Source organism: Ktedonobacter racemifer DSM 44963, assembly GCF_000178855.1.
GTDB classification, from domain to species: Bacteria; Chloroflexota; Ktedonobacteria; order Ktedonobacterales; family Ktedonobacteraceae; genus Ktedonobacter; species Ktedonobacter racemifer.
The window spans coordinates 518,781-530,911 of the sequence record NZ_ADVG01000005.1; the positions used below are offsets into that span (position 1 = coordinate 518,781).

13 protein-coding genes and 1 pseudogene are annotated in these 12,131 nt (G+C 57.2%); 9 read left to right on the forward strand and 5 right to left on the reverse strand.

Going from position 1 to position 12,131, the window contains the following annotated elements:
- Window positions 1–41: 41 nt before the first annotated feature.
- The 3 genes from KRAC_RS56380 to KRAC_RS56390 form a co-directional block, all read right to left on the reverse strand.
- Window positions 42–941 (reverse strand): hypothetical protein, encoded by a 900-nt coding sequence (locus KRAC_RS56380; protein WP_007922487.1) that lies wholly within the window; start codon window positions 939–941, stop codon window positions 42–44.
- Window positions 865–1,194, reverse strand: coding sequence for a hypothetical protein (locus KRAC_RS79115; protein ID WP_075164665.1), 330 nt, complete (start codon window positions 1,192–1,194; stop codon window positions 865–867). Before KRAC_RS79115 ends, KRAC_RS56380 begins: the two co-directional genes overlap by 77 nt.
- Before the next feature lie 359 nt (window positions 1,195–1,553).
- Window positions 1,554–2,366 (reverse strand): hypothetical protein, encoded by an 813-nt coding sequence (locus tag KRAC_RS56390; protein ID WP_007922489.1) that lies wholly within the window; start codon window positions 2,364–2,366, stop codon window positions 1,554–1,556.
- Window positions 2,367–2,609: 243 nt separating this feature from the next.
- Between KRAC_RS56390 and KRAC_RS56395 the strand changes: the two genes are divergently transcribed.
- Together KRAC_RS56395 and KRAC_RS74275 are read left to right on the forward strand one after the other, a co-directional pair.
- Complete coding sequence (locus tag KRAC_RS56395; protein WP_007922492.1) at window positions 2,610–2,948, forward strand: VOC family protein; 339 nt, start codon at window positions 2,610–2,612, stop codon at window positions 2,946–2,948.
- A 236-nt stretch (window positions 2,949–3,184) separates the two neighbouring features.
- Window positions 3,185–3,490: a hypothetical protein gene (locus KRAC_RS74275; protein WP_169461069.1), complete on the forward strand. Its 306-nt coding sequence runs from the start codon at window positions 3,185–3,187 to the stop codon at window positions 3,488–3,490.
- A gap of 22 nt (window positions 3,491–3,512) precedes the next feature.
- On the opposite strand, the gene KRAC_RS77815 is transcribed toward KRAC_RS74275, so the two are convergent.
- Window positions 3,513–4,049, reverse strand: coding sequence for a protein-L-isoaspartate O-methyltransferase family protein (locus KRAC_RS77815; RefSeq protein WP_007922495.1), 537 nt, complete (start codon window positions 4,047–4,049; stop codon window positions 3,513–3,515).
- Between the two features lie 755 nt (window positions 4,050–4,804).
- Here KRAC_RS77815 and KRAC_RS56410 point away from each other — a divergent pair.
- The 5 genes from KRAC_RS56410 to KRAC_RS56430 all read left to right on the forward strand — a co-directional run bounded on the left by KRAC_RS56410 (window position 4,805) and on the right by KRAC_RS56430 (window position 10,573).
- Window positions 4,805–6,433, forward strand: a complete 1,629-nt coding sequence (locus tag KRAC_RS56410; protein ID WP_007922512.1) for a hypothetical protein — start codon at window positions 4,805–4,807, stop codon at window positions 6,431–6,433.
- The gene (locus KRAC_RS77820; protein WP_040448538.1) at window positions 6,430–6,744 is read left to right on the forward strand and encodes a hypothetical protein; all 315 of its coding nucleotides are present in this window, start codon (window positions 6,430–6,432) and stop codon (window positions 6,742–6,744) included. Before KRAC_RS56410 ends, KRAC_RS77820 begins: the two co-directional genes overlap by 4 nt.
- 215 nt (window positions 6,745–6,959) lie before the next feature.
- Window positions 6,960–7,973, forward strand: a complete 1,014-nt coding sequence (locus KRAC_RS64590) for a HEAT repeat domain-containing protein (RefSeq protein ID WP_007922513.1) — start codon at window positions 6,960–6,962, stop codon at window positions 7,971–7,973.
- A 327-nt stretch (window positions 7,974–8,300) separates the two neighbouring features.
- Window positions 8,301–9,989 carry an ISL3 family transposase gene (locus KRAC_RS56425; protein WP_007922514.1) on the forward strand — a complete coding sequence of 563 codons (1,689 nt, stop codon included), beginning with the start codon at window positions 8,301–8,303 and terminating at the stop codon, window positions 9,987–9,989.
- Between the two features lie 65 nt (window positions 9,990–10,054).
- Window positions 10,055–10,573, forward strand: a complete 519-nt coding sequence (locus KRAC_RS56430) for a DUF6398 domain-containing protein (RefSeq protein WP_007917628.1) — start codon at window positions 10,055–10,057, stop codon at window positions 10,571–10,573.
- A 174-nt stretch (window positions 10,574–10,747) separates the two neighbouring features.
- Here the strand turns inward: KRAC_RS56430 and KRAC_RS56435 are convergent.
- Window positions 10,748–10,924, reverse strand: a pseudogene (locus KRAC_RS56435) (HTH domain-containing protein); the annotation flags it as partial.
- 217 nt (window positions 10,925–11,141) lie between these two features.
- Here KRAC_RS56435 and KRAC_RS56440 point away from each other — a divergent pair.
- Together KRAC_RS56440 and KRAC_RS73330 are read left to right on the forward strand one after the other, a co-directional pair.
- Window positions 11,142–11,972: an alpha/beta fold hydrolase gene (locus KRAC_RS56440; RefSeq protein ID WP_007922516.1), complete on the forward strand. Its 831-nt coding sequence runs from the start codon at window positions 11,142–11,144 to the stop codon at window positions 11,970–11,972.
- Between the two features lie 19 nt (window positions 11,973–11,991).
- A complete protein-coding gene (locus tag KRAC_RS73330) occupies window positions 11,992–12,129 on the forward strand; it encodes a hypothetical protein (protein ID WP_007922517.1) in 138 nt (45 codons plus the stop codon).
- Window positions 12,130–12,131 lie beyond the last annotated feature (2 nt).

Genomic DNA, 12,131 nt, shown 5'->3' on the forward strand with positions numbered 1-12,131 from the left:
ATTTCATTGAAGACCCTTGGTGAGCCACCTCATCAGGTAGATCAGGGAGGATTTGCTTGCCGAGACGGTTCGGGATGCGCCGGATCAAGAAAGCTCTGGGCCTGGCGGGCGACACGCTCCTGGGTGCGAACCTGACGTTGGTACCGTGTGCGCGCACACTCCTCATGCCACAGCTGGCGTTGGGCGCGGATCTGCTCCTGTTCCTCGTGACGCTGCCGCCGCGCCTCACGTTTCCTCTCGTGCTCGTGCTCCTGTTCTTGCGTGCGCGACACTTTTTCCCGTGTGCGTTGCGCTCGGTGTGCTTCGTGTTCTCGCACGCGCTGGGCTTTCTCCTCTCGATGCCGTGTGCGCTGTTCCTCCTGTTCTCGTGTGCGTTGCGCTCTGGCGTTTTTGTGCTGAGCGCGGCATTCGGCCTCGTGCGCCTGCGCCTGCACTTTCTCCTGCCGTTTCTGCTCGCTTTGTTTGCTTTTGCGTTGCCGTTGACGCTCTTCTTTGTGCTTGCGCTTTTTCACCCAACTGGAGGGGGGCTTGCCCACCGCATACACCTGCCTCGGCCAGGACTCTCCTACTCCCGTGCCCATAGGCAGATTCTCCCCGCGCATGACTGCTGCACTGATAGCCTGTTGCCCCCGCACAAAACAACTCAGTTCTCGCCCGCGGGGACGATGGAACTGCTTGCGCGGACGACCCACTTTCCCCTTGCTTCCCGCCTTTGGCCGACGCTTCTCTGCTTGTTGCCTGACCTCTTGCTCCCCTCCGACCAGCACGACCCAATGCATCGCCACCGCCATCGCCAACCATCGCCGACTGGCCCGCCCCGGATCGGTCATTTTCGTCTGTTCCCACCGCCATCCCCCGCGTTTCTCATCCTTGAATTCGTCTTCGATCCAAAATCGCATCTGGGTAGGGTAAGAGGCCGGGTCCTGATGATTCAGGAGCACCAACCCCTCCCCTCCGAACGCAGCATGCACCTTTCGATGCACTACGCTCTCCAGAGGCCAGTGTCTTTTCAACACGACTCCCACAGCGGTCTTTTGACACATCCATGTCAACCGCCACTTTTGAGTCTGGCCTCCTGCGACCCTTTGTCAGATAAAATCCGACTCGTATGGTCGCTCCGTCACCTTGCGCTTTACAGCGTTTAGGCGATCCCTCAGTTCCTCCAAATGTCTCAGTCTGTACGTAGGTGCCCATTTCGTCACTTCCTGCTCCTTGCAGGCTGGCTCCAACGAGAGCTTGCAGGGGAAGTAGTACCGTTCCCCTGCACGTTGAACACAGGCGATAGTCCCTTCTCCTGTGGGCTGGCGTTTTTCCGCCATGACTTGGATTCAGCCAATCAAGACTTCACCTTATACAGCTTCGCTTGACTTCCCTCTGGCTCCTGGGACTGGAGCTTCACCAGCATTTTACACGACATGCTACTTTCCCTTCAGTCCTTTCGGTTGAAGGTATCTCCGTCCACTTACGTGGGCGAATAAGTCGCTGTGTTACTCACCTTGCTCTAGTGAGCTTACCCCGACGGGTAAGAGAGACATTTGTGGCACAAAGGCGCACTACCACGCCCCCTCCGCCTCCTCTCCCGAGAGATCCGTCACCACCGCCAACTCCTCATCATATCCCCTCTCCCATCGCACCAGCACCGTTCCCTCTCTCGGCGTCCCCTGTTCACTCCACACCCCTCGCCCACTCCATCTGCGCCCGTGGCGGACGACGCGCTCCCCAATCGGGCGAAACGTCTCCTCGCCCACCGCCCGCAGGCTCATTCCCTCTTTGACCCGCAGCATCGGATGCCACCCTAGGCGCTGGATGGCCCGGTACAGCCAGGGCGCGTACAATCCGCGATCTGCCATCACGAGCACTTTCCAGTCCACAGGGATCGCTCCTTGCAAGGATTGCAACAGCGCTTCGAGAGGCTCTTGCCAGCTTCCTGCCTCCTTCGCCCGCAGAAAGTGCCAGGCCACCGGGATCGCACACCCACGATACACCACACTGATCGAGAGCACCGTGAACCGTTCTCCCAGTGTCGTTGCATCCAGCGCCAGCGCCAATTCGTGCTTCCCTTGCCAATTCTGGATGACCCACCGCAGCAAATCGGCAAAGCACTCTTCCACTTTCACCTCCCGTCGCCTGGCTCCCCGTTTGGCCGACGCTTCGTACTCCGCTTCCCGCAAGCGCTGACGCAGCCGCCCACGCGGACACTGCAACACATTGGCTAACCAATTGCTGACCTGCGTGATCCCACTGCTCTTGGTGAACACCATCGCGTAGCTCCACAACCCCACCACCCGCGCCTGGGGCAGGCTCAAGCTCGGCAAGTGTTTCTGCACCTCCCCTTGCCACTGTGGTATCGTAGAAAGAGAAGACATCGCTTTCCCCTTGTAAGTCAAAGTTCGAAACGGTTTCTTCTTTTTCTATCGGCAGGCTCTAGCGATCCGTCTGCTTTATTCCTCTTTTTCTTGCTTCTCCCACCTCTCCCCAGGCTCTCTCAACACATACCTACCCGTGAGAGCTCCTCCCCCCTCAAACTCTCCACTTATACACCACCCTTTTAAAATAAAATTACTGTTTAGCAGCAAAACGTTTTCTAGTTTAAAGGAGAGTATCTATCCATGAAATTGAATCATCTCAATCTGAGCGTTCCCGATGTCCCGGCAGCAGCAGATTTTCTCGAAAAGTATTTCGGGTTGCGCAAACAGCCAAGCGATAAGAAGAGTTTTTGCGCGCTTTTTGACGATGACGGCCTGGTTCTCACCTTGATGAAAGCCGCGAATGTCACCTATCCCGGTACGTTTCATATCGGCTTTGCTCAGGAGAGCGAGTCGCGAGTGAACGAGATCTATCAGCGATTGAAAGATGACGGATTTGACGTGAATCCACCACAACGAAGACATGCCTGGACATTCTCTGTTCAAGCACCAGGAGGATTTGCTGTCGAGATTGCCGCATAGGTAACTAACCAGCATTCTCATTTCCTCTCTGAGAAAGCATGAATACAGTATCCTATGCTCTCTCAGAGACTTTAATCATCTTTGAGGGTATCTGCCTCAAGGCAAGGAGCCCGGGAAAAGGTGCTGGGGGGCAGAAAATCACCGAATTTTCGAGGTTGGAGAGGTCTCCTCTCCTGATTCTCCGATCTTTTATGAGAAAGACAGGAGCGCCTCCCCGCTCGACGGGGGAGGAGTACATGGCAAGAAAGCACTGTCGTCCGCCTGCGACGAGAGAAAAACGTCTGGAAACCATTCAGCAGTTCTGCTCTGCGTGTGGGAAGCGCTTGTATGCAGCGTATCATACAGCCCGCACGGTGACCACGCTGGCTGGAATGTATCGTTTGACGCTTCAAGTGCGTCATTGTCGAAACCCAAACTGCGTGCGGTATCAGGTCTCGTATCGACCCGAGGAAGAGGGAGCGTGGGGCAGAAACTGTGCAAGAGAACGGCAAATCCGCTCGACCTCTCCAGAAGAGCTTCTAGATCCTCATCAAGCTGAATGACCTGCTTTGGCAAGGTCGACAACTATTTCCAGTGAAACCTGGGAAAGGGGTCAATGCTATTGGGTCCAGTCAGCCGCATATAGCTGGCCTGGATGGGAAGCAGGGATCCTATACCGACCGCCCCAACCTTCTCAACACGCACAAAGATACTCGCGAGGGGAAGGAGTACATTGGCGATCAAGATGCCACCTTCCCGAAGTTGCTGAAGCCAAAACGGCGGAATGGCAGAGACCCCGCAGGTTGCTAACAACCGATCATAGGGTGCATACTCGGCGTATCCCTTATATCCATCCGCAGTGAGCACATGCACATTGGTAATCCCAGTCTGTGTGAGCCGATCTGTCGCACGCTGGACCAGGTCCTCAGCGATATCCATGCTGACCACCATCCCTATCTGCTCGACCATATGAGCCATAAGGGAGACATTGTAGCCTGTCCCAGCGCCAACTTCCAGAACACGTTGCCCAGGGGCGAGCGTGAGCGCCTCCAGTTGCGCTGCCATGATCGAGGGCTGCGAGCTAGAACTGCTTGGCATCTTGCGGGCATCAAGTCTTGTCACCAGAGGATGGTCTTGATACACATCTTCGAGTGTAGGATCGAGAATCGTATCCCAGACAAGTTTATTGCCACGTTGTCGATAGTATTGGTCAACAAAATTCTCGCGAGGAATGCCAGAAAGGCATCACGAACGACTGGCATGAGATGATGTCCAAGCGAGGACTCTATGTTTTTCACTAGTTGTTCACGGTGCTGAATGGATGTTTGCTTGCTCATAGGCGGCGTATTGCTCCTTCTTTCCCTGTATCAGTAATTGCGCCAGATGGGCGTGAAGTGGTATCCCTGTTGGCTCCTCCAACCAGGCAAATTGGCCCGAAGAGTTCCTACGGGATGTGCAACGAGATGGCAGAAAGGAGAGAGCGAAGAGACAGGAATTCCATGCTTCTTCGCTCTCTCCTTTCTGCACTCCATTCCATCATGATGAAATTTTGGTTCCTACCTCACTCAGTTCCGAAAGCGTGTGCCCAGCTTTCGTCCAAGCCTCGACAAAAGGTGGGTAGTGCTGCAAAAGACGCTCGAACAACTCACTATTGTTGACCTGCATCCTGTCCAGGCAGGCAATGGTTCTCACGTCGATAGAGAGTTGACGGGGTTGGCGAACGACTCCGCTTTTTGCCTGTGTTTTGCGCCCGGCAGCACTTTTCCGCTCCCTGGGCCCACGACATGCGCAATGAGCTAGCACCTTGTAGCGAATAAGCTGAGAAATGTGCCTCATTGAAAGGGAAAAACCACATTCTTCCCATCAAGGAGGCAGACATGATCAGTATCGCCGATGGATCGGTACGTATCCAGACCTCAGCGGAGTCGCAACCTGCGACCCCATCCTGGTTGGGTGAAGTCGCTCTGGTGGCATCCCACCTTCAGAAGCAAGGAATCCTGAACAAGATCTGCGAGCGCGTGCGTTTTGCGCGACGGCGGTTCGGACGCTACGACGTGCTTGACTTTCTCGCCGTACTCTTCGGCTATGCGATCAGTGGCGAACGGACCCTGGAAGCGTTCTACGAGGCTGTGCATCCATTTGCTTCAGCCTTCATGGCCTTGTTCGGGCGCGCCAGCTTGCCTGCGGCCTCGACGCTCAGCCGCTTTTTAGCCGCGTTGCCCGCCGAATCGGTGGAAGCTCTGCGGACGCTCTTTTTGGAAGATCTGCTGGCACGCCGCCTTTCCACTGAAGAGCAGGACGCTGGAATGTGGGATCGGCAGGGGAACCGCTGGCTCGTCTTCGATGTTGATGGAACGCGAGAAGCGGCACGTCAACGGGCGTTGCCTGAGACGCCGGATCGGCCTGCTCCCCAACGGCGCTTGCGTCCTCTCTGTGCTCCTGGCTACACCGGACGCAAACGGGGAGAAATTGTTCGCACACGCACGACCGTCTTGCAGATGCATACGCATCAGTGGGTGGCGAGCTTTGGCAACCCGGGCAATGGAAAGTATCGGGAGGAACTGCGCAGGGCAACGTCCAGCATCCAGACCTACATCAAAGCCCACGGCTTTCTTGCTGAACGCACGCTGCTGCGCCTCGATGGCCAGTATGGGACCGGGGCGGTCGTCTCCGACCTGGGCGATTTTTCGTATGTGACCCGCGGGAAAGACTACAGCCTCCTCGATCGCGCCGATGTCCAGACGCGCTTGCACTTGCCTGCTGATCAGCACCTCCGAAGTTCCGAAAGCGGGATCTGCCGCGCGCTCTACGACTGCCCAGCCCAACGCCTGAACGAGGACGGACCGCTCGTGCGTATCATTGTGGCCACCCACCCGGTCCCAGCCAAGAAGAAAAAGAAACGGCAGGTCGGACGCATCCGCAACGGAGTCGTGTATGAACTCTTCTTGACCAATCTCCCTCAGAGCGCTTTCACCGCCTCCGATGTGGTGTCTCTTTATCTGCATCGCGGTGCGTTTGAAACGGCTCTGGAAGACGAAGACCAGGAACAAGAGCCGGACCGCTGGTGCAGCCACTCGGCCTGGGGACAGGAAGCCTGGCAATGCATTTCACAGTGGACCTGGAACGTGCGCCTGGAATTGGGGCATATCCTGGCACCTGAACCGCTACGCACCACAGAGTTTGCACCTGCCATCCCACCACAGCCTGAACTCGCCCCCACGCCTCCGTCCTCACCTCCTGCCTCTGCGCCTGCCTCGGGGTATGCACCACCCGCCACCGCGACGTCCTGGAAAGCTGGCCGCTTCACAGGAGCCGACTTTCCTCTCCAACCCGATGGGACCCTGCGATGCCCAGCAGGCAACGTCCTGGTCCCGCATGAGCACCGTCGAGACGCGATGGCAGTCTGCGGGTCGTCTATGGGGCGAGCATTCGCGACTGCCGTTCGTGTCTGTTGCGGGAGCAATGTCAATGGAGTGGGAGCACAACGACCAAACCGCGCCAGGTGAGCGTCCTGCTCCATCCCCTGGAGGTGGGATCGGCTCCTCTGCTCTGGCGAGACTGGAGCAGACGGCACCAGCGACGGGCGTGTATCCGTCTGCATCGCCAGCATCTGGACCTTCAGGTGGAACTGGCTCTCCCTAGAACCGTTGCTTCTTCTTCTCCGACGATCTCTCGGGTCCAGCGGGCGCATTCCCGCTTGTCCTGGGACGAGCGGCTGGCTCGCAACGCCCGAAGCGAAGCGGCGGAGCGGATCACACTCACTCTTTTCGGGATTCCAGACCGCCTGGCGACCTTTCTCGGCCTGGCCACCGCCTAATGCCTCCTCGCGATTTGCTGTGAACCATCCCCTTGAAAGGGTCAGTGGAGCTAGTGGAGGGTCAAGTGGATCGCTTTGGGTTGCCGCCTGGTGCCAACTCTTGGTCGTTGTGGACGAGCCATGGGTGACCCGACTTCACCGCTTGCCAGAAAACAGGCCGTCGGAGAGAATACGAGGAGAGAACTCGTTGGAAATCAGGAAGGAGAACCCATGCCATGAGCCCATCCCCGATCCCGTTCGCGACCTTACTAGCACAACTGTCCGATCCCAATCCCCAGGTGCGCCGCCAGAGCATCAAGGACATCCTGCGTCGGCGCAAGGAGCGTGCGCAGGCGTTTGCCTCTTTGCAAGCCCTCCTCTCCGATCCCGATCAGTCGGTGAGCAAAGCCGCCATCAAGGCCCTGGAAAAGCTTGGCGATCGCCGCGCGCTGCCCGCTCTGCAAACCCTGCTCACCGACCAACAGCAGAGCGTCCGTCTGCGCCTGGACGCGCTGCGAGCGCTGCTACGCCTCGATCGGCAGCAGCCACTCCCCCATCTGCTCATCGCTCTGCAGGATCCGGGCGCCCTGGTTCGCCAGACAGCCGTCGAGGGACTGAAAAACCTGCGGGAGGCGCGCGCCGTTCCTCCCCTGATCGCCGCGCTCAGCGATCCCAACCGCCGGGTCCGTGCGCAGGCGGCCAGCGCACTGGGGTGGCTAAGAGATGCGCGCGCTGTCGAGCCGCTGCTCACCGCGCTGAGTGATATGGACGTGCAGGTCCGTGCGCAGGCAGCCTTCGCCCTGGGGAGTCTGCGAGATGCGCGCGCCGTCGAGCCGCTGCTCGCCCTGCTCAGCGATACAGACGCTGATGTCCGTAGGCTCGCGGCCAGAGCCCTGGGGAGTCTGCGAGATGCGTGCGCCGTCGAGCCGCTGCTCGCCCTGCTGGAAGATGTGGATGAGTTTGTCCGTGCGAACGTAGCCGCTGCGCTGGGGTGGCTAAGAGATGCGCGCGCTGTCGAGCCGCTGCTCGCCGCGCTCAGCGATCCCAACCGCCGGGTCCGTGCGCAGGCGGCCATCGCCTTGGGCAAGCTGGGAGATGTACGCGCCGTCGAGCCGCTTCTCGCCGCGCTCAGCGATACAGACGCTGATGTCCGTAGGCTCGCGGCCGAAGCTCTGGAGAAGCTGGGAGATATGCGCGCCCTCCCGCCCTTGCGCGCCAGGCTTTCCGATCCCAGGCCCGACGCGATCTAGCAGGCCAGAGAGGCCCGTGCGCAATTGAAGGGATTAGGGAGCAGGCACTTCAGACAGGGAACACATGAGGTCCAGGCTCCCGGAAACCAGGAGGAGAACCTGAAGAGTAACTCATCCCCTGACTTGGACAAGCATGCTTGTCCGAACGGTCTTTCCTGCCTGCTTTTCTTGATCGTCCTTCGTATCCACACGCCTTTTTCGGCTCTTGGACATATTCGGTGTGCCTTCTGACTTGGCTTTGTGGTAGAATAGCATCAGTTCCAATCATTTGAGTTATCTGGAGGCATTCCCATCGATCTCTCCCCTGTTTTTGCATTTCCTTCAACGGTGCGTCTTGAGACCATCGAGATCCAGAATCAGACCATCATTATCCAACTTCACGCCACCTCGTCAAGTGCTCTTTGCCCACGATGTGGGACGCCGGGCTCTCGGGTCCATAGCCGCTATGTGCGCACCATTGCCGATGTTGCCTTTGGCGGGCGATGCCTTGTGCTCAAGTTACGGGTGCGCAAGTGGATCTGCCGCGAGACATCCTGTCCCCAACACATCTTTGCTGAGCGCTTTCCAGAGTTGGTCCAGCGCTATGCACGAATGACGGATCGGCTCGTCAAGGCTCTTCAGGCACTAGGAGTGACCACCAATGGAGCCGATGCAGCGCGGATCGCCTCGTCCCTTGGCATGCCCACCACAGCCAAAACCATCATTCGTCGCGTCTTGCAGCTTCTCTTACCCAGCGAAGGCAAGGTAGTAAAGGTGGGAATAGACGAGTGGGCGTGGAAGAAAGGCCAATGCTATGGAACCATTCTCGTTGACCTGGAAAAGCGACGGATTGTGCAGTTGTTAGCAGAGCGTTCGGAAGAAACAAGTGCAGCCTGGTTGCGTACACACCCTGAAATTGACCTGGTCTCACGAGATCGTGGCAAAATCTTTCGCGAAGCTGCTACGAACGGCGCTCCACAGGCCAACCAGGTCGTCGATCGTTTTCACTTACAGAAGAACTTTGCTGAAGCGCTGGAGAAGTTCTTTCGCACCCAGGATCGTGCGCTCAAAAAGGCAACACAAGGGAGCACAGGCAAAACGCGTCCAGCTGCGAGGACGGCAGTCCCTGAAAAAGTCGCACAAGAGCGGCAGGCGCGTCATCGCCAACGAGTCAAACTTCATAAGCGGATCTGGAAACTGTATCGGCAAGGCTACCACAAAGGGCAGATTGCCCAGCTCGTCGGCGTCAGTTCGAGCAAAGTCTACCGTGTCCTCGAACAGGAGACACCTCCGCCTCCGCGACGACGATCTCGTTCTTCTTCCATCGTTGATCCCTACCTTTCCTACCTCACTTTGCGATGGAACCAGGGGTGCCACAACGTGGCCAAGCTGTACGAGGAAATTGTCACTCAAGGATATACTGGGACGCAGCGCACGCTTCAGATGCGGCTTCGTCCTTTTCGCCAGAACGTCGCCCGCCCTGTCTCCAAGCAGACGGTCATCTGGGATAAGCCTCCTTCGTCCAGAGGTGTTGCGCTCATGATGGTGAGGTCAACACAAAACCGTACGAGAGAGCAAGCAGCCTATCTGGATCAGCTCGTCCAGAGCGACGAGACCATTGCAGTCGTATTCAAGCTTGCGCAGGACTTTGGCTGTCTCCTACGAAAACACGAGGGACGGATACATCTGGAGCAATGGAAAGCTGCCGTCCAAGCGAGTGGGATTGCGGAACTGATCACGTTTGTCAATGGACTTGACGATGATGCGGAGGCGGTTGCCAATGGATGCAGTCTGACCTGGAGCAACGGAGTGGTAGAAGGTTTTGTCAATAAAGTAAAATGGATCAAGCGTAGTTCCTATGGACAAGCTGGATTTGCGCTGCTGCAACGCCGTGTTCTGCTCCATCCAGCAGCAGGTGATACCTTGCCCAAAGAGCAGAGCAGACGGGCTTTCCAAAATTCGGCATCCGCTCACGAGCCTGGTGCAGGTGGTTCCAGGTCCACTTTCGTGACCTTTGCAGAAGGAAGAAGCGCTTGATGAAGGGAGGCATGAGCTCAAGAGAAACACTCATGCGCTCGTAGTGAGAGAAAAAGGAGACAGGTATGCCGAAGAGGAGCTCATCGTTGCAGGTCCCGAAAGAGATGCAAGCACGCTTCCAGGAAATTACCCACCTCACTGATACGTTCAGTCAGCAGTCCTTACATGAGGAGTACGCCCAACTCTGCCGTGAGTTGACAGCGACCCTGTGCCGGAAGCGTCCTTCACCATTGGCACGAGGCAAGGCCCCCACGTGGGCCTGTGGGATCATTCATGCGTTGGGCATGGTCAACTTTCTCTTTGATGCCTCCCAGACTCCCCACATTGCAGCAAGCCAGATCTGGGAGTATTTCGATCTCAGTTCGAGCACGATGCAGGCGAAATCCAAACAGATTCGTGATCTGCTGGGCATGTATCCCATGGACCCGGATTGGTCGATCCCCTCGATGATTGACAAGAACCCTTTGATCTGGATGCTTGAGGTAAATGGGCTCATCATCGATGTGCGCCAGGCACCCAGGGAGATCCAGGAGGCCGCATTCCGTCAAGGGTTGATTCCCTACATCCCCGATCCTGATCAGTAGCTCGCCAAAGTCAGGTAGGCACACCGAATATGTCCAAGAGCCCCTTTTTCTCGTCTTTTCCTGCGTTCCTCTATTTCTCTTCACACTGACTTGCTTCACACTCTTGTTGAGCTATCTGGCCCCTCCGAGGACAAGCAAAAACGTTTCGGCGAACTCATTGCGCATGTCGTGGGCATAGCGGCCACGCACGGCCTCGACGGGGATTCCCAGGTCAACAAGGACCTCAATGTAATGCCGCACCGTCCGAATGTCCACTTCCAGTCGTCGCGCCAGTTCTGCACCGGTGATGCGCCCACGTGCTTGCAGGAGTTCTAAGACCGCCAACACACGGGCCGTCGGGCGATAAACCACATTTTTGCTCCTTCATCAAAATCTCTTCAATGAGGAGCAATTGTATCACCTTTTCACGCTACAATCAAAAACGTCGATGATGCGCCAGGGAGCAGAAGAGTGTTGACCATCTCTGCACCTCACAAGGACACTCTTCCCTATGGACGACGATTCCCTTGATATGCATCCTTCACAAATCGTTTTTGACGTCTATTCTGACCAGAGGAGATTCTTGCTCATGCCTTTTATTGAAACCAACAATCACACCAGCCTGTATTATCGAGACTGGGGGACGGGTGTGCCCGTCGTGTTCTTGAGCAGTTGGGCAGCAAGTAGCCCGATGTGGGAGTATCAGATGCTGCCGCTCAGCGAAAGCGGCTTGCGCTGTATCGCCTATGATCGGCGCGGCCATGGCCGCTCGGATGATCCTGGGCGCGGCTATGATTTCGACACCTTGGCTGATGATCTGGCCAAACTTCTTACGCAACTCGACCTGCGCGAAGTGACTCTGGTCGGCCACTCGATGGGCTGTGCCGAAATTGCCCGCTATCTCTCGCGCCATGGCACGAGCCGCATCGCCCGCGCCGTCCTGATGGGCACAACCACGCCTTTCCTTCTGCAAACGCCCGATAACCTGGCAGGAGTTCCCAAACACCACTTTGAGGCCAATACTGCCATACTGTTGGCGGATCGCCAGCGGTATTTCGCCAGCGGTATGATCAAGTTCTTCGGCCTTGGAAGGTCATGGCCAGCACCGGAGAACGTGTCGCCGGAAGTGATGCAATGGGCATTGCGCTTAACCGATGAGTGTTCGCCCAAAGCCATTCTTGCCTGTCGCCGCATCATAGATGAGACCGATTTCCGGCCTGACTTGCGCGCCTTTACGATCCCGACGTTGATTCTTCATGGAGACAACGATCAGTCCACTCCCCTGGAGAGGTGTGGACGCAGGACCGCGCAGGCAATTCCACACAGTCAACTCAACGTGTATGAGGGAGCGGCGCACGGCCTGTTTCTGTCGCACAAAGAACGCGTCAACAACGATCTGCTGGCCTTTATCCAGGGCTGAGTGAGTGGAGGGTGGGCGCGTGGGTCCAGTGCTGGACCCACGTGGCTTCGATCAAACGAACGTCGATGCTCTCCCACATCTCCTGTTTGGCTCTACAACCGAGCAGGAGATGTGGGAGAAGGGCAAAAGACTCGGGAAATGGGTCTCCAAAGACTGAGA